We start from the raw sequence: 21,325 nt of genomic DNA, 5'->3' as shown, positions 1-21,325 counted from the left end.
CTCAGTTCGAGAGGGAATCCGCGATCGACGAGGCCGCCTCGAAGCCGGAATCGTCCCTCGTATCGTCGTCGGGGGATCCCGGGTCCGCGCGAGGGGGCTCCTCTTCGCGCGCATGGGGATCCTCCAGGTCGAGGAATTCCGCGTCGTAGCCCTCGGGCAGCTCGCGCGCCCTGGTCCACCGCTGAAGCTCGCTCAGGGTGGGCGCGTGCGTGAAGGAGCCCATCGTCTCCGTCGATCGCGCCGAGGCGAGCAGGGCCATCGACACCGCCGCCCTGGCGCCCAGTCCGTTCATCCGCGCGCAGACCAGCGCCGCTGAGAATGCGTGCCCCGCGGACGTGGTGTCGATCGTGTGGGCCGGAGCCGCGGGCAGGAGGATCTCCTCATCGTCGATGATCGCGAGCGCGCCGCGCGGCCCGAGGGTCACGACGACCTCGGGAACCGACCACAGGAGCTGGCGGGCGGCCTGGCGCGCGTCCGCCTTGCGCGTGTAGTTCTTCGCCTCATCCTCGTTGAGCGTGAAGGCGTCGACCTGTTCGAGGGGATCGAGGTCGTCGCCGCTCCACCGTCCCGTCGGATCCCACCGGCATTCGGCGAGGACCCAGGTCCGATCCGATCCCGCCCTGTTCGGGCCCTTGAGGGATCCCGGTCGGCGCCACTTCGCGATGGTCTCCAGATTCTCCCCGAGGACGCCGAGCTCGCCGACGAGGGCGTCCGGCGGAACGAGCATCCCCTTCAGCGAAGGGGCCGAGAGGTCCCCGTAGGTCGTCAGCGCGCGATCGCCGTCGAAGCCCAGGGCCGCGGTGATCGCCTGATGCGGAACCCGCGTCGCATGCTCCACATCCACCGAGTGGGTCGCGAGCATCCTCCTGACGATCGCGCCGGCCTCATCGACCCCGATCGAGCAGACGAGCTCCGTGTTCAAGCCCATGCGGGCGAGGGCGACCGCGCGGTTCGCCGATCCGCCCGGCGCGAGGGAGGCCGTTCGGGCGATCTGCTCCTCCCCGGCCCTCGGCGCGTGGTCGAGGGGGCCCATGACGAGGGCGAGGACCAGTGGGCCGAGGACGCACACCCGCGGGGCGCCGGGGATCTGCGCTTCCCCTTCAGTCATGAGCCGCTCCTTCTCTACCTCTACGCGCTCTGCGCGTCGCTTCGGCCCACTGTAGTGGCGCCCGGACGGGGGCGCGCCGACCCCGTCCCCGGGATCGATGCCCCGATGCCCGAGGAGCTGCGAATACGCCACACCTTTATCAAAGCTTTACCATTCGTGACCAAAAAGCAATGTTCAATTGATGAACCGGGAAAGAAGTCCCGCGCGGATCCGGTTACCCTCGAGCCCAGAGCCCGCGCCCCCGCGCGGGTGGGACCCATCGATCAAGGGAGTTCTTCATGAACCTCAAGAGGACTTGGCTCGCCGTACCGGCCGTTCTCGCACTCGGCCTCACCGCGTGCTCCTCCGGCGGCACCGCCTCCGACTCGTCGGCCTCCGGCGCCGCCGCGGGCAGCTCGACCGCCGTCATCACCACCAACGGCTCCGAGCCCCAGAACCCGCTCATCCCGGCGAACACGAACGAGACCGGCGGCGGCAAGATCCTCGACCTCATCTTCGCGGGCCTCGTCTACTACGACGCCGAGGGCGCGACCCACATGGAGATGGCCGAGTCCATCGAGCCGAACGAGGACGCCAGCGTGTGGACCGTCAAGCTCAAGAAGGGCCAGAAATTCTCCGACGGCACCGAGGTCCAGGCCCACAACTTCATCGAGGCGTGGAAGATGGGCGCCAAGGAGGCCATGCTCTCCTCGTACTTCTACGCGCCGATCCAGGGCGCCGATGATGAAGGCGCCGGCGATCTCACCGGCCTCGAGGAGATCGACGACTACACCTTCACCATCGCCCTCAAGGAGCCGACCGCCGACTGGTCGCAGCGCCTGGGCTACTCCGCCTACGTGCCGCTTCCCGACTCGACCCTCGCCGACCCGGCCACCGGCGGCGAGAAGCCGATCGGCAACGGCCCGTACATGGTCGCCGAGAACGGCTGGGAGCACAACGCCCAGATCAAGCTGATCCCGAACCCGGAGTACAAGGGCGACAACGTCGCGAAGAACGGCGGCGTCAACATCATCTTCTACGCCTCGCAGGACGCGGCCTACCAGGATCTCCTCGGCCACAACCTCGACGTCCTCGACGCGATCCCGGACTCGGCCTTCGCCACCTACGAATCCGAGCTCGAAGGCCGCTCCGCGAACCAGGCGGCCGCGATCTTCCAGTCCTTCGCGATCCCGATGAAGCTCGAGCACTTCTCCGGCGATGAGGGCAAGCTCCGCCGCCAGGCCCTCTCCTACGCGATCGACCGCGACACCATCACCGAGACGATCTTTTCGGGCACCCGCACCCCGGCCAAGGACTTCACCTCCCCGGTCGTCGACGGCTACAACGACGCCGTCCCCGGCTCCGAGGTCCTGAGCTACAACCCGGAGAAGGCCAAGGAGCTGTGGGCCGAGGCCGACAAGATCTCGCCCTGGTCGGGCACCTTCACGATCGGCTACAACTCCGACGGCGGGCACCAGGCCTGGGTCGACGCCGTTGCGAACTCGATCAAGAACACCCTCGGCATCGACGCGGTCGGCAACCCCTACCCCGACTTCAAGTCCCTGCGCACCGAGGTCACCAACCGCACCATCACCGGCGCCTTCCGCACCGGCTGGCAGGCCGACTACCCCGGCAAGTACAACTTCCTCGCCCCGCTCTACGGCACGGGCGCGGGATCGAACGACACCGACTACTCGAACGCCGACTTCGACGCCCTCCTGACCAAGTCCGCGTCCGCGCCCTCCGTCGAAGAGTCCAACAAGCTCCTCGATCAGGCTCAGGAGATCCTCTTCAAGGACCTCCCGGTCATCCCGCTGTGGTACTCCAACGTCGTCGGCGGCTGGGCGCCCACGGTCGACAACGTGGTCTTCAACTGGAAGTCCGTCCCGGTCTACCAGAACATCACCAAGGCCGAGTGACCTTCGCGCGGGCTCTCAATGCACGGGAGCCTCACAGCTGAATCCCACCCGGGGGGCGGGCGGACGCGAGTCCACCCGCCCCCCGGGCTTTTCAAGCCCGAGCAGGTCGAGAAGAATCCGCGACCACGACGCCCGCCCCTCCCCGGCTCCGGCCCGGCCCCGATCAAGGGGCCCTTTCAGGGATTCCGACCGCCCCTCGGGGCCTCCTCGCACCGGTCCGACTCCCGTTTGCCGAGTGTTTACCCTATGATGCCCTAAGTATGCACCGGCACCACCGGTGCCAGTCGCCCCAGTGACGACGCCACCGAAAGCGGGAGGACCACTCCCGTTCCACTGTCAGAAGGACTGTCCATGCTTCGCTACATCGGACGGCGGCTCCTCCAGACCATCCCGGTCTTCTTCGGCGCCACGTTCCTGATCTTCGCGATGGTGTACCTCATGCCGGGTGACCCCGTCGCAGCCCTCGGAGGCGACCGGGGCCTCTCCGACGCCGCCTACGCCGAAATCGCCGCGAGGTACAACCTCGACAAACCCTTCTGGATGCAGTACCTGCTCTACCTCAAGGGCGTCTTCACCCTCGACTTCGGCACCACCTTCTCCGGACAGCCCGTCACGGCGGTCATGGCCCGCGCCTTCCCGATCACCGTCAAGCTCGCCCTCTACGCCCTCGCCATCGAGGGCATCCTCGGCATCGCCCTCGGCGTCATCGCCGGAGTCAAGCGCGGCGGGATCTTCGACTCGACGATCCTCGTCCTCTCCCTCCTCCTCATCTCGGTGCCGACCTTCGTCCTCGGCTTCGTCCTCCAGTTCATCCTCGGCGTCAAACTCGGGGTCTTCCCCACGACCGTCGGCGCGAACGTGACCCTCCAATCCCTCACGATGCCCGCCATCGTCCTCGGCGGCGTCTCCCTCGCCTACGTCATCCGCCTCACCCGCCAGTCGGTCTCCGAGAACGTCTCCGCCGACTACGTGCGTACGGCCCGCGCGAAGGGCCTCGCCAACGGCACGGTCATGACCCGCCACATCCTGCGCAACTCCCTCATCCCCGTCGCCACCTTCCTCGGCGGCGACCTCGGCGCACTCATGGGCGGCGCCATCATCACCGAGGGCATCTTCAACATCTCCGGCGTCGGCGGCACCCTCTGGCAGGCCATCATCAAGGGCGAGCCCGCAACCGTCGTCTCCGTCACCACCGTTCTCGTGCTCGTCTACATCGTCGCGAACCTCATCGTCGACCTCCTGTACGCCGTGCTCGACCCGAGGATCCGCTATGAGTGATTGCATCCCCTCCGCCAACATCGAGCGCACCCGCGCCGGCCAGCGCCACTACGTCTCCGACATCGACGAGACCGGCCTGGGCGCGGTCGACGCCGTCGCCGACGACTCCGCCCCCTCATCCCTGTGGGGCGAGGCCTGGAAGCGCCTCCGCAGGCGCCCGATCTTCTGGATCGCCGCAACGATCATCCTCATCGCCCTCGCGATCGCCCTCATCCCCGGCCTCTTCACGAGCCAGGACCCGCGCTACTGCGAACTGTCCAACTCGCTCGGCGCCCCCGCCGACGGCCACCCCTTCGGCTTCAACCGCCAGGGCTGCGACATCTACGCCCGCGTCATCTACGGCGCGCGCGCCTCAGTCGCCGTCGGCGTCTTCACCACGATCTTCGTCGTCCTCATCGGCGGACTCATCGGCATGATCGCCGGATACTTCGGCGGCTGGTTCGACGCTCTCCTCTCGCGCATCACCGACATCTTCTTCGCGATCCCGCTGCTCCTCGCCGCGATCGTCTTCATGCAGATGTTCAAGGACAACCGCAACGTGTGGATGGTCATCACCGTCCTGTCGATCTTCGGCTGGACCCAGATCGCCCGCATCACCCGAGGCGCGGTCATGACCGCGAAGAACGAGGAATTCGTGACGGCCGCGAGGGCCACCGGCGCCTCCAAGGCGCGGATCCTCCTGTCGCACATCCTCCCGAACTCGATGGCCCCGATCATCGTCTACGCGACCGTCGCCCTCGGCACCTTCATCGTCTCCGAAGCCTCCCTGTCCTTCATGGGCATCGGCCTTCCCCCGACCGTCGTCTCCTGGGGCGCGGACATCTCCGCCGCGCAGGCCTCCCTGCGCACCAACCCGATGGTCCTCTTCTACCCGGCGCTCGCCCTCGCCCTCACCGTCCTCAGCTTCATCATGATGGGCGATGCGGTCCGCGACGCCCTCGACCCGAAGGCACGCAAGTGACTGAGCAGACTGAGCAGAACACGACTCCCATGACCGAGGAAGCCCGCGAGGAGGCGATCACCGTCGCAGTCCTCGACAGCGCCGAGACCGCCGCCGGCTCCGAGGCCCTCCACCCCGAGGATCTGAACCCGCTCCTGAAGATCACCGACCTCGAAGTCACCTTCACGACCTCGACCGGCGTGGTCCCCGCCGTGCGCGGAGCGAACCTCACGATCTACCCGGGCCAGACCGTCGCCATCGTCGGCGAGTCCGGCTCCGGCAAGTCGACGACCGCCGCCGCGGTCATCGGCCTGCTGCCCGGCACCGGCAAGGTCACCGGCGGCTCCATCGAGTTCGACGGCGAAGACATCACCCGCCTGTCGACCAAGGAATGGGTCCGCCTGCGCGGCTCCGGGATCGGCCTGGTCCCCCAGGACCCGATGACGAACCTCAACCCGGTTCTGCGCATCGGCACCCAGGTCAAGGAGGCCCTCAAGGCCAACAACGTCGTCCCCAACTCCGAGGTCGGCCAGCGCGTCGCCGCCCTCCTCGAAGAGGCGGGCCTGCCCGACGCCGAGCGCCGGGCGAAGCAGTTCCCGCACGAGTTCTCCGGCGGCATGCGCCAGCGCGCCCTCATCGCCATCGGCATGGCGGCCCGCCCGAAGCTCCTCATCGCCGACGAACCGACCTCCGCCCTCGACGTCACCGTCCAGCGCCGGATCCTCGACCACCTCGGCACCCTCACGCGCGAACTCGGCACCGCGGTCCTGTTCATCACGCACGACCTCGGCCTCGCCGCTGAGCGCGCCGAACAGCTCGTCGTCATGCACCGCGGCCGCATCGTCGAGTCCGGTCCCGCCCTGGAGATCCTCCAGCACCCGCGCCACCCCTACACCAAGCGCCTCGTCTCGGCGGCGCCCTCGCTGGCCTCCGCGCGCATCGAGTCCGCCCACGCCCGCGGCATCCAGGTGACCGAGGAGGAGCTGACGGGAGCGGGCAAGGGATCGACCTCGACCGAGGAGATCGTCCGCGTCGAGCACCTCACCCGCGAATTCGACATCCGCGGCTCCAAGGGCGAGGCGAAGAAGCTCCTTGCCGTGGACGACGTCTCCTTCGCGCTGCGCCGCGGCACGACCCTCGCGGTCGTCGGCGAGTCCGGTTCGGGCAAGTCGACCGCGGCCAACATGGTGCTCCACCTCCTGTCCCCCACCTCGGGCAAGGTCTTCTTCGACGGCCAGGACACTTCGCTCATGAGCGACAAGGAGCTCTTCGCACTGCGCCGCCGCCTCCAGGCGGTCTTCCAGAACCCCTACGGCTCGCTCGACCCGATGTTCTCGATCTTCCGCGTCATCGAAGAGCCCCTGCGCGTCCACGGCTACGGCACGCCCGCCTACGCCGAGCAGGAATACGAGCGCGCCAAGGCGACCGGCCGCGAGCCCGAGGAGTGGATCGCCGCCCTCGTCGAGGCCAGCCGGGCCGGACGTTCCCTGAGCGCCGCGGAGAAGAAGGAGTTCAACCCGAAGTCCCTGCGGGTCAAGCGGGTCTCCGAGCTCCTCGACATGGTCGCCCTGCCGCGTTCGGCGATGCGCCGCTACCCGAACGAGCTCTCCGGCGGTCAGCGCCAGCGCGTCGCCGTCGCCCGCGCCCTCGCGCTCAACCCGGAGGTCATCGTCCTCGACGAGGCCGTCTCGGCCCTCGACGTGCTCGTGCAGAACCAGATCCTCTACCTGCTCAACGACCTGCAGGCCCAACTCGGCCTGTCCTACCTCTTCATCACGCACGACCTCGCGGTGGTCCGCCAGATCGCCGACGACGTCGTCGTCATGGAGAAGGGCAAGCTCGTCGAGCAGAACACGACGGACGAGCTCTTCGCGAACCCCGTGCAGGACTACACGCGAGAGCTCATCGAGGCGGTCCCGGGGCGCAAGATCCAGCTCAACCTCTAGCCCCTCCGACCTCGCTGATCGACGGGTCCTCACCCGTCGAACCGTGAACGGCGGAGGTGCGCGGCATGTCGCGCACCTCCGTCGTTTTCGCTTCCCCCCGCCACCCCGGCGTGAACCCATACGGGTTCCACGGGGAAACAGGGCGGCTCTCAGCGCAGAACAGGACGGGTTCGGCGGGATGGGGCATGACAGATGTCATGCGGGGCGCCCCGACACCCGGCACTGCCGCGAACACGCCCCCGGCCCGACGATGGAGTCATGAACACAACGCCATCCGCCCACGCCGCCGCGCCCGCGATCAGCGTCCGCGACATCGTCAAGACCTTCGCCACTCTCACCGCGGTCGACCACATCACTCTCGACGTCCCTCGCGGACAGATCATGGCCCTGCTCGGCAGGAATGGCGCCGGCAAGACCACGCTCATCGACATGATCCTCGGCCTGCAGGCCCCGACCTCCGGCTCCTGCGAGCTCTTCGGCATGAGCGCCCGCGACGCGATCCGCCGTTCCCTCGTCGGCGTCGTCCACCAGAGCGGCGCGCTTCCGAGCGACTTCACGGTCGCCCAAACCCTGCGCATGTTCGCGGCCAGCCACCAGTCGACCCTGCCCCTTGACCGGGTCATGGCGGAGACCCGCCTCACGGAACTCGCCAAGCGCCCCATCCGCAAGCTCTCCGGCGGCGAGCAGCAGCGCGTCCGCCTCGCCCTCGCGCTCCTTCCGGACCCGCACCTGCTCATCCTCGACGAGCCCACCGCCGGCATGGACGCCGGCGCCCGCCGCGAATTCTGGGCGCTCATGCGCGACCAGACCGAACGCGGCCGCACAATCGTCTTCGCCACGCACTACCTCGCCGAGGCCGAGGACTTCGCCGAACGCACCGTCATCATCAAGGACGGCGCCATCGTCGCCGACGCGCCCACCGCCGAGCTGCGCCGCACGGGCACGACGAAGACCCTCCGCGTCCTGCTGCCCGCCGATTCCCGCGACGAGGCCCGACGCGCCCTCGCCGCCCTGCCCGGCGCCTCCGGCCTGGCCGTCTCCTGGACGCTGTACGAGGGCGAGGCCGATGCCGGAGAGCTGACCGTCACCGCATCCGACACCGACGAGGTCGCCCGGGCCGTCCTCGCCCTGCCCGGCGCCCACGACCTCGAGATCACCTCGTCATCCCTCGAGGACGCTTTCACCTCCCTCACCGCCTGAGCCCCAGCGGCCCGCACGCCCCGCCCTCGGCCGCCGGAACCCACCGACCGAGCACTAAGAAGGACACGATCATGACCTCCGCAAGCATCTCCCCTGCCGCGCCCATCGTCGGCGCCGACGCCGACCTCGACATCGCCCGGCGCACCCCGGGCTCAGGCTGGAGGGGCTTCGGCATCCACCTGTGGTACTCGTTCTACAAGCTGCTGACCAATCCGTACTCGCTCAGCTTCGCAATCGGCCTGCCGATCTTCATGTACCTCATGTTCGGCGCCGGCCAGGACTACTCCGACGAGTGGATCATCCACTCCAACGTCGCCGCGACGGTCCTCGTCAACATGACGGTGTACGGGACGATCATGACCGCTTCGTCAATGGGCACGAACGTGGCTCTGGAGCGCACCTCGGGCATTTCGCGCCTCCAGGCGCTCACGCCGATGTCGTCGCTCGCGCTCATCACGGCCCGCATGATCGCCTCCATGCTCATATCCATCGTCGTCACGGGCATCGTCTACGCAGTCGGCTGCTTCACCGGAGCGCGCATGGAGGCCGCGGCATGGATCGGGTCGTTCATCCTCATGATCGCCGTGTCGGCCCTGCCGATCGTGCTCGGCCTGGCCGCCGCCTTCTCGGTGCGCTCCGACGGCGCTTTCGCTCTGACCAGCGCGATCACCGTGCTCGGCTCCTTCGTCGCCGGCATGTTCATCCCGCTCGAGCAGATGGGCTCCTTCTGGGCGAAGATCGCGCCCTGGTCGCCCTTCTACGGCCTGTCGCGGATCGTCCAGACACCGTTGTACGGCTGGGACGGCTTCGAGTGGGCATGGCTCGCGAACTACGCAGCGTGGACCGCGTTCTTCGCGATCATCGCGGTGCGGGCCCAGCGTCGCGACACCGGCCGCTGACGATCTTCGGATGACGAGGGCGAGGAAGAGGGCGGGGACGGGTTCAGCGGGCGATGCGCCGGGGGCGCCCCCGCCCTCGGGTACTCTCAACAGCGGAACAAACGAAGGACTCCGAAGTGAAAGACCAGCTCACCCCTGCGAGTGCCGCAGCCGCCCCTGAGGCCGTTTCCTCCCCGGCTCCCGGGCGCAACATCGGTGCCGGCCCGGGCAAGCGCGCCAGGCGCACCATTCCTCCGCGCGTCATCGCACTGTTCTGGTCCGCCCCCTTCATCGTCTTCCTCGCCTACCCGATCATCGGCGCTGTTCAGGCGGGCCTGGACAAGCCGGGTCCGCTCCTGCTGCTCTCAGAAACGCTCGCCCTCGGCATCGTGTACATCGCGGCCTGGCTCGTCCTCGACTCCGCGCCGCGCGATGCCTCTCATTGGAAGCGCTACCTCGTCATGGTCGGGCTCATCGCCGCCCTCCAGGTCGTCATACTCGTGACGACTGCGCCATTCGGCGGCTCCGGCGCAGTGTTCCTGATCTGCTACCTCGTATCCCCCATGGCGCTGCTCAGCCCGCCGCGCTGGATGTTCCCGTCACTGGCGCTGGGCCTGGCTCTCGCGGCGATTGAGATCCTCGTCCGGCCCTCGGAGGGCTACTTCCCTCTCGTCGTCATCCTCATGACGGCGAACGTCACGATCCTGTCGCGCCTGGCGATGGACCACGAGCGGCTCAAGGACGTCGAGACGAAGCAGGAGATCGCCCTGTCTCGCGAGCGTGAACGCGCGCGCATCGGTGCGGATCTGCACGACATCCTCGGCCAGACGCTCACCGGCATCACCGTCAAGGCGGATCTTGCCGGGCGTCTGCTCGACGCGGGGCGCGTTGACGAGGCGCGCGCCCAGCTCGACGACCTGACGGAGATGTCGCGTGCGGCCCTGAGCGATGTGCGCGACGTGGTGGCCGCGAATCGGACGCTGCTTCCGGACACGGAGATCGAGGCGGCGCGCGAGGTCCTCGAGACGGCTGAGGTGCGCTTGGTGGTGATCCGCGAGGGCGAGCCGGCTCCGGGCGCGCCCTCGACGCTCGTCGCCCACGTCATTCGCGAGGGGTGCACGAACGCCTACAAGCATGCGGCACCGACCGTCGTGACGGTGACCGTGCGCGCGGATGGGGCGTCCGTGGTCAATGACGGCGTGAAGCGGCGCGGGATGCACGCCATGAGGAGCGCGCTCGGGTCCGTCGAGTCGGCCGGAGATGCCGGGGGCGGCGTCGGCCGAGGAGGCACGGGCCTGGACGGGCTGCGCGAGCGGGTCGGGTCGCGCGGAACGCTGACCTGGGGCGGCCAGGGCGATGCGTGGACGCTTGATCTTCGGCTTCACCAGGTGGGAGGCGCGTGATGAACGCTGCGGGTACGGGCAGTGGCGCGGGTGCGGGCCCGATCCGGATCGTGGTCGTCGATGATCAGACGATGGTGCGCGGAGCCCTGGCGACCCTGCTGTCGCTTGAGCCCGACATCGAAGCGTGCGGCCAGGCCGGCAACGGTGCCGAGGCTCTGAGCCTGCTGACCTCGCTGGTGGCGTCCGCGCCCGGCGGGGCCGCAGCGCCCGTCGACGTGGTGCTCCTCGACGTGGAGATGCCCGTGATGGACGGGATCACCGCCTGCGCGGCGATCCGCTCGAAGTTCCCCAAGGTCCGCGTCCTCATGCTCACGACATTCGGTCGGCCGGGATACGTTCAGCGTTCGCTCGACGCGGGAGCCACGGGTTTCGTCGTCAAGGACGCCCCCTCGGCGCAGCTCGCCGATGCCGTCCGGCGCGTGGCCTCGGGATTGAAAGTCCTCGACCCGACTCTCGCCCTCGAAACCCTGGAAAGGGGCGCCTGCCCGCTCACCGATCGGGAGGTCGAGGTTCTTCGCGCCGTCGCGGGCGGCGGGACGATCGCCGATATCGCCTCCGAGCTCGGCCTCTCGCAGGGGACCGTCCGCAACCACGTGTCCTCGGCGATGCTCAAGACCTCCGCGAGGACCCGCGCCGAGGCCGTGCGCATCGCGACGGAGAACGGGTGGTTGTGATGGAGAACGGGTGGTTGTAGGGGCGCCCTTGGATCGCTCCGCCCCCGCGCGGCGCAGTAGCGAGTCCGGCCTCCGCTAGTCACGATCCGCCGGGCAGGACGCGAGGATTCTCGCCATCGCGTCGCGCTCCTGCGCTGTCACCGACAGGCCCCAGGTCGATTTCACCTCGATCTGCCGGGTCACGTAGGCGCAGCGGAAGTCCGCGTTCGACGGCAGCCACTCATCCGCCGATGAGGCGCCCTTGTCCTGGTTCGCCTGCCCGTCGACCGCGAGCAGGTTCGCCGGGTCGTTCGCGAAGCGCTGGCGCGTCGGCGCATCCCACGCCCAGGCGCCCGAACGCCACGCGTCCCCGAGCGCCACGACGTGATCGATCTGGACGAGCGCGGAGGTGTCCTGACCGCGTTGGAACTCGATGACGGACCCCGTGTAGGGCTCGGCGAGGGTCCCGGACAGGACCACGCAATCGTGCGTGCCCGGCTTGAAGACCGGCCGGGCGAGATCGCGGGCGAGGATGTCATTGCGGGTGTCGCAGCCGTTGCGGTCCTCGTCCGCCCACGCCTGCCCGAAGGCCCCCCTGTCGTATTCGGGGATCTCCTCACCGGCCCCCTCGCGCAGGCCGAGGCCCATGAGCAGCTGGCCGCTCGGAGTGGCCGCGACATCCTCGAGGGGCGCGGACGAGCCCGGCAGCCGGCCCGCGCTCAGGTCCTTCCACAGCTTCGACGCCGCCTCGGGCACACCGGGGATGAGGAACCAGGCGAGCAGCGCGGCGGCGAGGAGCACGACCAGGGCATCGCCGATCGTCGGCCCCTTCTTCCGTTTGCGTCGCGTCACCCTCGTCCCCTTCCCGTCCGCGCGTCCCGCCTCGGCCTGCGCGTCGCTTCAGCCCGCGCGCGCCGCAGCGCCCGCCGCTGCGGGCCCATCCTTCCAGACCCGATTCTCACCCTCGCCACCGGCATCTGCGGCCCCGCCCTCGTCCGCCTGTGGATCACCCGCGCAAGACGAGCGCTCCGCGCCCGATCGGGCGCGCAGAAGCCGCACCCCTCCGCTCACGCCCTCGGCGCGCAGCGGGCCGCGCTCCGCCTGAACAGGGGGCGGAGGATCAGCCCCTCCGCCTCCTCAGTGCCTCCTTGGCGAAGAAGACGGCGATGATGATCAGGGTGAGCACCGTCATCGAGACGAGCTGGGCCCTCGCCACCGGATTCCAGGCCATGATCCCGCCGACACCGACCAGGGCCGCGAGCACCAGGCGCGGCAGCCACGGCCAGCCCGGCGCGCGCAGCGCGATCGCGCCCTCGGCCTCCAGGACCGGATGGAGGCGCACCTGGGCGACGAGGATGAACACCCAGATGATGAGGAGCACCATGCCGACCGCGTTGATGAGGATCCCGAGGAGCTGGGACGGCAGCAGCCAGTTGAGAGCCACGGACACCAGGGAGAAGAAGATCGACACCCACACCGCGCGCCGCGGGGTCCGCCCCCGGGCGATGTCGCCGCCCGCGCCCTGGGAGGCCACGAGCCCTCGCAGGTCATCGGCCTCGCCCGAAGGCGAAGCGGGGGTCGGGACCGAAGCGCCCGCCTCGACGACCGCGCCCAAGCGGCCCGCGTCGGCGCCGAGGAGCCAGCGCACGCCCATGCCCCGCGCCGACAGGGAGTAGGCCATACGACTCGAACCGTAGACGTTCGCGGAGAAGGCGGAGATGAGCGCGATGAAGACGACGACCTCCATGATGCGCGCGACCGCCGGGATCCCCGCCATCTCCAGGACCGCGGCGAAGGGGCTCGTCCGCATCGCCTCCGAGTCCCAGGGGAGCAGGCAGATGAGGAGGACCACCGAACCGACGTAGAAGACGAGGATCCGCCCGATCACGGAACGGATCGCAGAAGCCATCGCCGACTTCGCGTCCTCGGCCTCGGCGGCCGCGATCGTGACGATCTCAATCCCGCCGAAGGAGGTGATGATCGCGAGCAGGCCGACGGCGATCCCCGCGAAGCCCTTCGGGGCGAAGCCGCCGTGCCCCAGGATCATCTCGGCCGGAGCCGCGCCACGGCCCGGTATCAGGCCGACGAGCAGGCCGATCCCGATGAGGAGGAACACGACGATCGCCGCGACCTTGAGGCCCGCGAGCCAGGCCTCCACCTCTCCGAAATCGCGCGCTGCCAGGAGATTCACCCCGCCGAGCACGACGACGATAACGAGGGCGACTGCCCACTGCGGGACGGAGGGGAACCACGACACGAAGATGCCTGCGGCGCCCGTGATCTCCATGCCGAGGACCATGATGAGCATCGCCCAGTAGAGCCACCCCGAGGTGAAGCCCGCCCAGCGGCCGATCCCCACCTCGGCGTAGGTGGAGAAGGAGCCCGTCGACGGCAGCGCGGAGGCGAGCTCTGAGAGGGCGTACATCACCGACACTGCGATGAGGGCCGCGAGCGCGTAGGACACGAGGACCGCGGGGCCCGCCTCGGCGATGGCGACGCCCGTGCCGAGGAAGAAGCCCGCCCCGATCGCGCTGCCGAGCGCCATCATCGACAGGTGCCTGGTGCGGAACCTCCTCGGCCCGCCTCCGGCGACCCGATCTGCGGGCGCGTGAGGAGCGGACGGGGCGTCTGTCGGGCGAGCGGATGAGGAATGGGCGCCGGAAGCCGCCGAAGCGGATCCGGACGCGTGGGGACTCGTGGTCACTGTGCGCCTACTCCCGGGCGGGTCGCCCGTCGTCGTTCGGGCTGGTCGCCCTGTTGCTTCGGGCTGGTCGCCCCGTTGTTCGTCTTCACGGGCGCGGGGCCCGTTCTCCGTGCGCATCGTGCGGAGGGCCGTGTCATGGGCGGACTCCCTCGATGAGCGCCGGATCATCATTGCGCACATTACCGACTCTGGGCGACACCCTCCTGGGCGCGAGGTCCGGGACGGGGATCGCCTCGATGAGCCCGCGCACCTCCGCGCGGTCCGAAAGCGCCGGGTCGAGCCAATCGGCGAACATGTCGCGCGGCACGACGAGGGGGCTGCGGTCGTGGATCGCGCCGAGGGCGTCGGGCGCGGGCCGCGTGAGGATCGCGAAGGTGAGGAGCCAGGCGTCGTCGCCGCGATCCGGATCGGCGGGCGGTGCCGGATCGCGCCAGGCCTCGTAGACGCCCGCGAAGGCCATGAGGGGATCGTCCTCGCCCGCGGAGAGGAACCAGGGCTGCTTCTTCCCCGCGGCCCCCGCCTGCCACTCGAAGTATCCGTTCGCGGGCACGAGGCAGCGCCTGCGCAGGGCGGCGGCCCTGAAGCTCGGCTTCTCGGTGACGGTTTCGGCGCGAGCGTTGATCATCGGACGGCTCGGATCCTTCGCCCAGCTCGGCACGAGTCCCCAGCGCAGGGGGCGGAGTTTGCGGATCGCAGCGCCCTCGCGCTCCGCGGGATCGGGGGACGAGGGCGGGGCTGCGGGCCGGATCCCCTCGACGGACGAAGGTGATGACTTCGACGGGGAGGCGGCGGGAGGATCTGCGAGGAGGCGCTCGTAGACGACGCGCGCGGATTGACCGGGGGCCAGGTTGTAGCGGGGGCCCGCGCCCTCGCCCTCGAGGAGGTCGGCGTCGAAGAAGTCGATGCCGAAGAAGGAGACGAGTTCATCGTCCTCGACGAAGATCGAGAACCGGCCGCACATCCCTACTCGGCCTCCGCGATTCCCCGGCCGTCGCGATCATCGGAGCGGACGACGCGGATCGCCGAACCGCGCATGAAACGGCGCAGCTGACTCGAGGTGACCGTCAGGGTCCAATCCCCGGTCGAGGGGAGCTGCCAGCGCCTCCAGTGGGACACGACCGTGAATGCCGAACCGACGATCGTCGCGACGAGCATCCCGATCGTGGACAGGGCGAAGCCGTGGAAGGCGACCATGATCGCCGCGGACACCGCCGCCGGCGTCGCATACAGATTGTTCCCCCCGAACACCTGGGGGATGTTGCCCGCGGAGATGTCGCGGATCGCCCCTCCGCCGACGGCCGTGATGATCCCGAGCATGAGCGCGGGCAGGACCCCGAAGCCCGCGTTGAGGGTCTTCAGGGCCCCCGTCGCCGCCCAGCATCCGAGGACCGTGCCGTCGGCGACGACCATCGCGATCCGGGCGGGACGAGAATCGAACTTCCACAGCATCGCGATGACCGCGCCGGTCAGGGCGGTGCCGAGGTAATACGGATCCGTGAGCGCGACAGGGGGGCCCGATTGGAGCAGGACGTCCCTCAGCATGCCCCCCGCCAGGGCGGACATGATCGCGAGGACCGCGAATCCGACGGCGTCGAAGCCCTTGGAGCGCGCGAGCCTGCCCCCGAGGATCCCGTTGAGGAGAACCCCGAGGAGGTCGATCGCGCGGAAGAAATCGGGCAGCGCGTGGTTGAGGGCATCGAGCACGTTGGTCATTGTCAGGTATTTCGAGGATGTTGCGCATCTCGGGTCACGCCATGCAGGAAAGTCGACCAAGGCACCCCCATTGCATAGTTGATCACAGGAGAGCGTCGATCAGGCTCCTGAGCACATTCGTTGTCGCAAGTGCGTGTGGAGTCTGAGACGATGGACCCGGCAAAACCGTTGAGAATCAACTCCTCACAATCGGAAAGTAGAGGCTTCATGTCGACCACGGGCGCAACTGCTTCAACGCCCTACACCACGCTTGAGCTGTGTGCAGGCGCGGGAGGTCAGGCGCTCGGGCTAGAGCAAGCAGGGTTCGCTCACTTAGCCCTAGTCGAATTGGAGGACTGGGCGTGTAACACTTTGCGACACAATCGCCCCGACTGGAACGTCGTTCACACCGATCTCAATGAATGGGTTCCCGAGGATGACCTTAAGAACATCGACCTCCTTGCCGGAGGCGTCCCCTGCCCGCCCTTCTCCGTTGCCGGACGACAGCTTGGCAAAGAAGATGAGCGAAATCTTTTCGACCGAGCAATAGATCTCGTTGGCGACTTGCACCCTCGCGGAGTGATGATCGAGAACGTGCGTGGACTCCTTGACCCCAAGTTCAGCTCCTATCGAGAAGAGATTCTCCACCGTCTCAGTTCAATGGGGTACCATGGCGAATGGAAACTCATTCACGCCTCTGACTTCGGGGTACCTCAGCTGCGCCCTCGAGCAATCCTGGTCGCCCTCAACAAATTCGATAAGCAGTTTTTCATCTGGCCTCAGCCACTTCCAGTGGATACTCCCACCGTCGGAGAGATCCTCGTTGATCTCATGAGCGAACGTGGGTGGAAAGGTGCGATTCAATGGGCCGAACAAGCCAATCGGATAGCACCGACACTCGTTGGAGGTTCCAAGAAGCACGGAGGACCTGACCTTGGTCCTTCACGGGCACGCCAAGCGTGGGGTGAGTTGGGAGTAACTGGCACCTCCATTGCTGACACAGCTCCCGATCCCGAATTTGAAGGAAAACCTCGCTTAACCCCAAAAATGATGGCACGCATACAGGGATTCCCCGATTTCTGGCACATCACTGGAAAGAAGACAAACGCCTGCCGTCAGATTGGTAACGCATTTCCTCCACCCGTTGCCAAAGCAATCGGTTCAGCGATTATTTCAGCCTTTCAGACAGCAGATTCTCAAGGCTTCCCAGGACGCGATCGATGATGATGCCTTTCAGAGGCATCGGTTAGGTAGCTAAGGACTGCTTCTCGAACAGCAGGACCACCGAGACGAACAGTGTCATACACCCGATCAAGTTGCGTTCGAGTCCGAGATCCTCGCCGGAGCCATTCAAGAAGTTCCATGCGTTCAGGGAATCTGAGCGACTTGACAGACTCAAGAACCGCCTGAGGATCGAGCGCACTCCCCGTATCGGCACGAGCAGACTCATTGCATCGACGACATTCCGTCTGCAAATTATCGAGACTGGCACTTCCACCATGAGAGTTGGCAATGACGTGCCCTGCAGTAAGTACTACGACACTCCCATCTTCATACTTCTCACCGGCCGCAAGCCCGCAAATTACGCAGCGCCCACCATCTCGCTCGAAAACTTGACGCCTCAATTTAGACGAAATTGTCGCCTTCTTTGGCCGAGGCCCTTCACCGGGCCACCAGCCGTAATCAAGAAGCTCACACTCCTCCCCTAGGCTCGGGTCTTCCTTTGCAGACAGATATCTCCATCCCATCTCTCGAAGCTCACGTTGACGGCGTTGGAAGTGTTCGTCATCTATACCCAACACAAGGCGAAGTTCTCGAGTACTGAACCGTTCGCCAATTTGCACATTCCACCTGAGCCAAGAAGCCAATCGAGGAGTACTTCCACACGCGCCCACTGGCCCGTCGCTCTTCTCTCGATCCCACCACAGCTTGCCGTCGTAAGGGCAATACGCCTCTTCTGGGTAGCTCTTCTGTTCAGACATGACCTCATAATAGAAGCCCTACTGAAAAGCACGTAACGGTTCGTGAGGACTGTGGACTGTCATCCATATGCCCCGTACAAGTCAGAGGCGCACAACATGCTCCACGCGCACAGAAACCTCTTTCTCCTCGACGGCGAAAAAGTCAGGCGGCCGTCGTCCCGAAGAGGAGACCGAGGACGTAGGTGACGCCGGCGGCGCCGTAGCCGATGAGGAGCTGGCGCAGGGCGCGCGGGGCAGGGGACTGGCCGGAGAGGATGCCGACGACTCCGCCCGTCCCCAGCAGCGCGAGCCCGACGATGAGGGCCGCGAGCGCGATCGCCCCCAGACCCGACATGCCGAAGATGTAGGGGACGAGCGGGAAGAAGGCGCCGATCGCGAAGAAGCAGAAGGAGGAGGAGGCCGCCCTCCAGGGCGTGCCCACCTGTTCGGTGGCGCCGTTGGCCGCGTCGCCTCCGCCGAGGGCCGCGTGCACGGCGATCGCCCCGGATTCGGTGATGGCGGGACGGGCGAGCTGGGCGAAGATCGTCGCGGCGTGCGCGTCCGCGTCTTCGGGGCTCTCGCCGCGAGCCCTGAAGACGAGGGCGAGCTCGTTGGCGTTGACGTCCAGGGCGGGCACCGCCTGATGGGCGTCCGGATCCGGGATCGACGCGTCGAGGAGCTCGCGCTGACTGCGCACGCTCACCCATTCACCCGCCGCCATGGACAGGGCGCCCGCGAGGAGGCCGGCGACGCCGGTCGCGAGGACGAGGCCGGGGGCCATCCCGGTCGCCGCGACGCCCAGGACCAGGGCGAGGTTGGAGACGAGGCCGTCGTTCGCCCCGAAGACGGCGGCGCGGAAGGTGCCCGCGAGGGCCTCGCGGGAGCGCGCGGTGAGGCCGCGTATGACCTCCCCGTGAATGTGCTCGTCGGCCGCCATCTGAGCGGGGGCGTCCTCGTCGATGTCGTAGGTCGTGCGCTGCTCGGCCCGCTGGGCCATCGCGAGGATGAAGATCGTCCCGAACATCTGGGCGAGCCAGGCGGAGATCCGCACGCGCAGGCGCGGCTTCGGAGCGGGCAGGGCGCGCTCGCCGAGCAGGGCGAGCCAGTACTCCTCGTGGCGGCGCTCGGCCTCGGCGAGCTGGAGGAGGACCTCCCTCTCCCAGCCGGTGCGGCGCTCCGCGAGGGAGCGGTAGGTGCGCGCCTCCATCCGCTCCTCGGCGAGGTGGCGGCGCCAGCGACGGATCTGGGCCTTCGTCGGCGCCTGGGCGCCGCCGACGGCTTCGGGGCCGAGGGCGGGAGCGGGTGCCATGGGGGCGCTCATCGAGCGCGAGTCGAAGGGGCGGGGGCCTGGCCCCCCTCGGCGTCGACGTCAACGACTCGGGAGGGCGGGGTCGAGGGCGGGGCTCCGAAGAGGCGCTCCTTCACGGCGTCGGCGACCTTGTCGGTGACGCGTTCGCCCTGCGCGCGCACGATGTCGGAGACCTTCTCACCGGCGCGATCGAGGGGCTTGGCCACCGGGGGGAAGCGACGGGCCCTGGCCGCGGCCCGACGGATCTTCTCGTACTGTTCGCGCCCGGCACGCGTGCCGAGCACGTAGCCGGCTCCGAGGCCGAGGATCAGTCCGAACTTCGTCCCCATCGGGTCTCCTTCACTCAGGTGCTCACCCCGGGGCGAGGCGCTCCAGGGTCGGCTCAAGCCTAACCGCCCTCACCTCCCGCCCTGAAGCCCGCTCGGAAGCTCCGCCCGGTGCGACGGCTCACGTTACAGATGAGCGCTTGTCGGGAAAGGGCTCGCCCTCGTTTCCGCGGGCCGCTACGGTGGAGGCGTGGTCGAGACGAAGATTCCCACACCCCGCGGCGTTGAGCTGGCGGGGACGTTCGTCAACCCCGTCGATTCCGGGGACGCGGCGGTGCTCTTCTCGCACTCCTTCCTCGCCGACCGGCATTCGGCGGAGCACTTCGACCGTCTCGCGCGCCGCTACCGCGCGGCGGGCTACGCGACCCTCGAGTTCGACTACTCGGGCCACGGCGAATCGGGGGACGACATCATCACCTTGGACGCCGAAGTCGAAGACCTCCGGGCCGCTTCGGGGTGGCTCGCCGATCAGGGCTTCGCGCGCCAGCTGGTGCACGGCCACTCCTTCGGGGCGACGGTCGCCCTCGCCGCGCGTCCGACGGCCGTACTGGCCTACGTGCTGTCCTCGCCCTCGATCGCCCCGATGTCGATCGATTGGACGCAGATCTTCTCCGATGAGCAGCTCGGGGACCTCGAGGAGATCGGAGCGACCTCGATCCCCGATGACTCCCCGTCGAGGCGCCGCAGTTTCACGATCTCCAAGCAGACCCTGGCCGACCTGTCCTTGTGCGACCCGGTCGCCCTGCTGGACGGATTGGATCAGCCGACGCTCGTCATTCACGACTCCACCGACGCCGATCTCGGCCTTCTCGGAGCGACGCAGGAGGTCTTCCACTTGCTCCCGGACGGATCACGGGTCGAGGTCGCCGACGCCCGCTTCGGTCTCGGGGAGAACGTCGAGGCACTCGACGCCCCCTCCGTCGAGTGGGCGAAGCGCTGGGTGCCGGTCGTGCGTTCGCGGTGAAGCCCGCTCGGGCGAAGCGCTTCCTCCCTCAGTCGTCGAAGAATGCCTCGACTTCGGCCCCGACCTTCGGGTCCTCGCGCCACGAACGCGTTCCGAAGCGCGTCGTCGAGGCGCCCGCGATCGCCGAGGCGAAACGGATCAATCCCTCCGGTGTTTCGGGCAGCGGCCGACCGGCCCGGTGAAGCACGGCGAGGGCCCAGGCGAAGGCCCCGTGGAAGACATCACCCGCGCCGAGGGTCGACACCGCTTCGACCTCGTCGACTCCGGTGGTCCCGGAGAGGCCGTCCCACCACCATTCGACGGCTTGAGGCCCGCGGGTCCGGATCGTCCGGGTGATCCCGAATCCCCTCAGGAAGTCGGCGACGCCCCCGCCCTCTGCGGTGGACAGGAGCGGCGGGCGGAAGTCGGCGGACACGACGGCGATGTCGATGAGGGGCAGGAGGGGCAGGAACCATCCCTTCCAGGAGCCGCCGTCGAGGACGCGCTGGTGAGAGGGGCGCGCCTCGAGGCGGGCGAAGGGATCGTCGTCGGGACCGGGTTCGGGGGCGACGCCGACCTGGAGGACGAGGGAGGCCAGATCGGGGTTGTGCCCGTCGACGAGGACGACGTCCGGCGAACCCGCGGATCCGAGCGCGTCCTCCAGGAGCCGCGCGCCGAGGGGAGCGTCGACCGGGATGCGCGCGTTCGTGGAGGCGACCATGCGACCGCCCGGGTGCTCGATGATCGAGGAGATCGCGGGTTCGCGCACCGAGGATGCCGGATCGCCGGCGTCTCGCACATCGACCCGGCAGTTCGCGAGGTCTTCGGCGAGGGTTCTCGCGATCGCGCCCTCGCCCAGGGCCGTGAGGAGGGTGACCGCCGAGGGCGCGTCGGCGTTTAGATCGGGCTGCAGGGCGTCGAGGGCCGCGATGGTGACTGCGGCGTTCGTCGCGGGGCCGCCTGCCGCCATCGCGTGGTCGATGCAGGTCGTTTTCGTGGTCGTGTTGGGCTTGTGGTCGAGGGCGTGGATGACGTCGAGGGTCGTCAGTCCGGCGAGGAGTGCGTGCATGGGCTCATTGTCGCAAA

19 protein-coding genes are annotated in these 21,325 nt (G+C 68.2%); 10 read left to right on the top strand and 9 right to left on the bottom strand.

What is annotated here, in order from left to right; genetic code table 11:
- Nucleotide 1: 1 nt before the first annotated feature.
- Nucleotides 2-1,108: a carbohydrate kinase family protein gene (locus tag HD592_RS01645; RefSeq protein WP_184451448.1), complete on the bottom strand. Its 1,107-nt coding sequence runs from the start codon at nt 1,106-1,108 to the stop codon at nt 2-4.
- A 278-nt stretch (nt 1,109-1,386) separates the two neighbouring features.
- On the opposite strand from HD592_RS01645, the gene HD592_RS01640 reads away from it, so the two are divergent.
- The 8 genes from HD592_RS01640 (at nt 1,387) to HD592_RS01605 (ending at nt 11,325) form a co-directional block, all read left to right on the top strand.
- On the top strand, nt 1,387-3,006 hold the full coding sequence (locus HD592_RS01640; RefSeq protein ID WP_184451447.1) for a peptide ABC transporter substrate-binding protein: 1,620 nt from the start codon (nt 1,387-1,389) through the stop codon (nt 3,004-3,006).
- A gap of 351 nt (nt 3,007-3,357) precedes the next feature.
- Nucleotides 3,358-4,284 carry an ABC transporter permease gene (locus tag HD592_RS01635; protein ID WP_184451446.1) on the top strand — a complete coding sequence of 309 codons (927 nt, stop codon included), beginning with the start codon at nt 3,358-3,360 and terminating at the stop codon, nt 4,282-4,284.
- Nucleotides 4,277-5,245, top strand: a complete 969-nt coding sequence (locus tag HD592_RS01630) for an ABC transporter permease (protein WP_184451445.1) — start codon at nt 4,277-4,279, stop codon at nt 5,243-5,245. Before HD592_RS01635 ends, HD592_RS01630 begins: the two co-directional genes overlap by 8 nt.
- A 29-nt stretch (nt 5,246-5,274) precedes the next feature.
- Entirely contained in the window at nt 5,275-7,170 is a 1,896-nt protein-coding gene (locus HD592_RS01625; protein WP_184454327.1) for a dipeptide ABC transporter ATP-binding protein, read from the top strand.
- A gap of 258 nt (nt 7,171-7,428) precedes the next feature.
- Complete coding sequence (locus HD592_RS01620) at nt 7,429-8,370, top strand: ABC transporter ATP-binding protein (protein ID WP_184451444.1); 942 nt, start codon at nt 7,429-7,431, stop codon at nt 8,368-8,370.
- Between the two features lie 71 nt (nt 8,371-8,441).
- Nucleotides 8,442-9,269, top strand: a complete 828-nt coding sequence (locus HD592_RS01615) for an ABC transporter permease (protein WP_184451443.1) — start codon at nt 8,442-8,444, stop codon at nt 9,267-9,269.
- A 116-nt stretch (nt 9,270-9,385) separates the two neighbouring features.
- Nucleotides 9,386-10,651: a histidine kinase gene (locus HD592_RS12445; RefSeq protein ID WP_184451442.1), complete on the top strand. Its 1,266-nt coding sequence runs from the start codon at nt 9,386-9,388 to the stop codon at nt 10,649-10,651.
- Nucleotides 10,651-11,325 (top strand): response regulator transcription factor, encoded by a 675-nt coding sequence (locus HD592_RS01605; protein ID WP_184451441.1) that lies wholly within the window; start codon nt 10,651-10,653, stop codon nt 11,323-11,325. Before HD592_RS12445 ends, HD592_RS01605 begins: the two co-directional genes overlap by 1 nt.
- A 75-nt stretch (nt 11,326-11,400) precedes the next feature.
- Here HD592_RS01605 and HD592_RS01600 read toward each other — a convergent pair whose 3' ends face one another.
- From HD592_RS01600 to HD592_RS01585, 4 genes are all read right to left on the bottom strand, one after another.
- Nucleotides 11,401-12,156, bottom strand: a complete 756-nt coding sequence (locus HD592_RS01600) for a GmrSD restriction endonuclease domain-containing protein (RefSeq protein WP_184451440.1) — start codon at nt 12,154-12,156, stop codon at nt 11,401-11,403.
- Nucleotides 12,157-12,424: 268 nt separating this feature from the next.
- A complete protein-coding gene (locus HD592_RS01595) occupies nt 12,425-13,852 on the bottom strand; it encodes an amino acid permease (protein ID WP_184451439.1) in 1,428 nt (475 codons plus the stop codon).
- A gap of 289 nt (nt 13,853-14,141) precedes the next feature.
- On the bottom strand, nt 14,142-14,969 hold the full coding sequence (locus HD592_RS01590) for an SOS response-associated peptidase (RefSeq protein WP_184451438.1): 828 nt from the start codon (nt 14,967-14,969) through the stop codon (nt 14,142-14,144).
- Nucleotides 14,970-14,971: 2 nt separating this feature from the next.
- Nucleotides 14,972-15,721, bottom strand: a complete 750-nt coding sequence (locus HD592_RS01585) for a trimeric intracellular cation channel family protein (RefSeq protein WP_184451437.1) — start codon at nt 15,719-15,721, stop codon at nt 14,972-14,974.
- Between the two features lie 207 nt (nt 15,722-15,928).
- Between HD592_RS01585 and HD592_RS01580 the strand changes: the two genes are divergently transcribed.
- A complete protein-coding gene (locus HD592_RS01580) occupies nt 15,929-16,924 on the top strand; it encodes a DNA cytosine methyltransferase (protein WP_184451436.1) in 996 nt (331 codons plus the stop codon).
- Here HD592_RS01580 and HD592_RS12555 read toward each other — a convergent pair.
- The 3 genes from HD592_RS12555 to HD592_RS01565 form a co-directional block, all read right to left on the bottom strand.
- Entirely contained in the window at nt 16,897-17,448 is a 552-nt protein-coding gene (locus HD592_RS12555; RefSeq protein WP_425503117.1) for an HNH endonuclease, read from the bottom strand. The genes HD592_RS01580 and HD592_RS12555 overlap by 28 nt on opposite strands.
- A 376-nt stretch (nt 17,449-17,824) precedes the next feature.
- On the bottom strand, nt 17,825-18,970 hold the full coding sequence (locus tag HD592_RS01570) for a VIT1/CCC1 transporter family protein (RefSeq protein WP_184451434.1): 1,146 nt from the start codon (nt 18,968-18,970) through the stop codon (nt 17,825-17,827).
- An 8-nt stretch (nt 18,971-18,978) separates the two neighbouring features.
- On the bottom strand, nt 18,979-19,299 hold the full coding sequence (locus tag HD592_RS01565) for a YtxH domain-containing protein (RefSeq protein WP_184451433.1): 321 nt from the start codon (nt 19,297-19,299) through the stop codon (nt 18,979-18,981).
- Between the two features lie 187 nt (nt 19,300-19,486).
- Here HD592_RS01565 and HD592_RS01560 point away from each other — a divergent pair, with 187 nt between their 5' ends.
- Nucleotides 19,487-20,260, top strand: a complete 774-nt coding sequence (locus HD592_RS01560) for an alpha/beta hydrolase family protein (protein WP_184451432.1) — start codon at nt 19,487-19,489, stop codon at nt 20,258-20,260.
- A gap of 28 nt (nt 20,261-20,288) precedes the next feature.
- Here HD592_RS01560 and HD592_RS01555 read toward each other — a convergent pair whose 3' ends face one another.
- Entirely contained in the window at nt 20,289-21,308 is a 1,020-nt protein-coding gene (locus HD592_RS01555; RefSeq protein ID WP_184451431.1) for a PfkB family carbohydrate kinase, read from the bottom strand.
- Nucleotides 21,309-21,325: the final 17 nt, after the last annotated feature.

Origin of the sequence: Schaalia hyovaginalis (assembly GCF_014208035.1) — a bacterium.
Classification (GTDB): Bacteria; Actinomycetota; Actinomycetes; order Actinomycetales; family Actinomycetaceae; genus Pauljensenia; species Pauljensenia hyovaginalis.
Note: the sequence above shows the minus strand (reverse complement) of the source record. Positions and strands in the feature narration are given on the sequence as shown.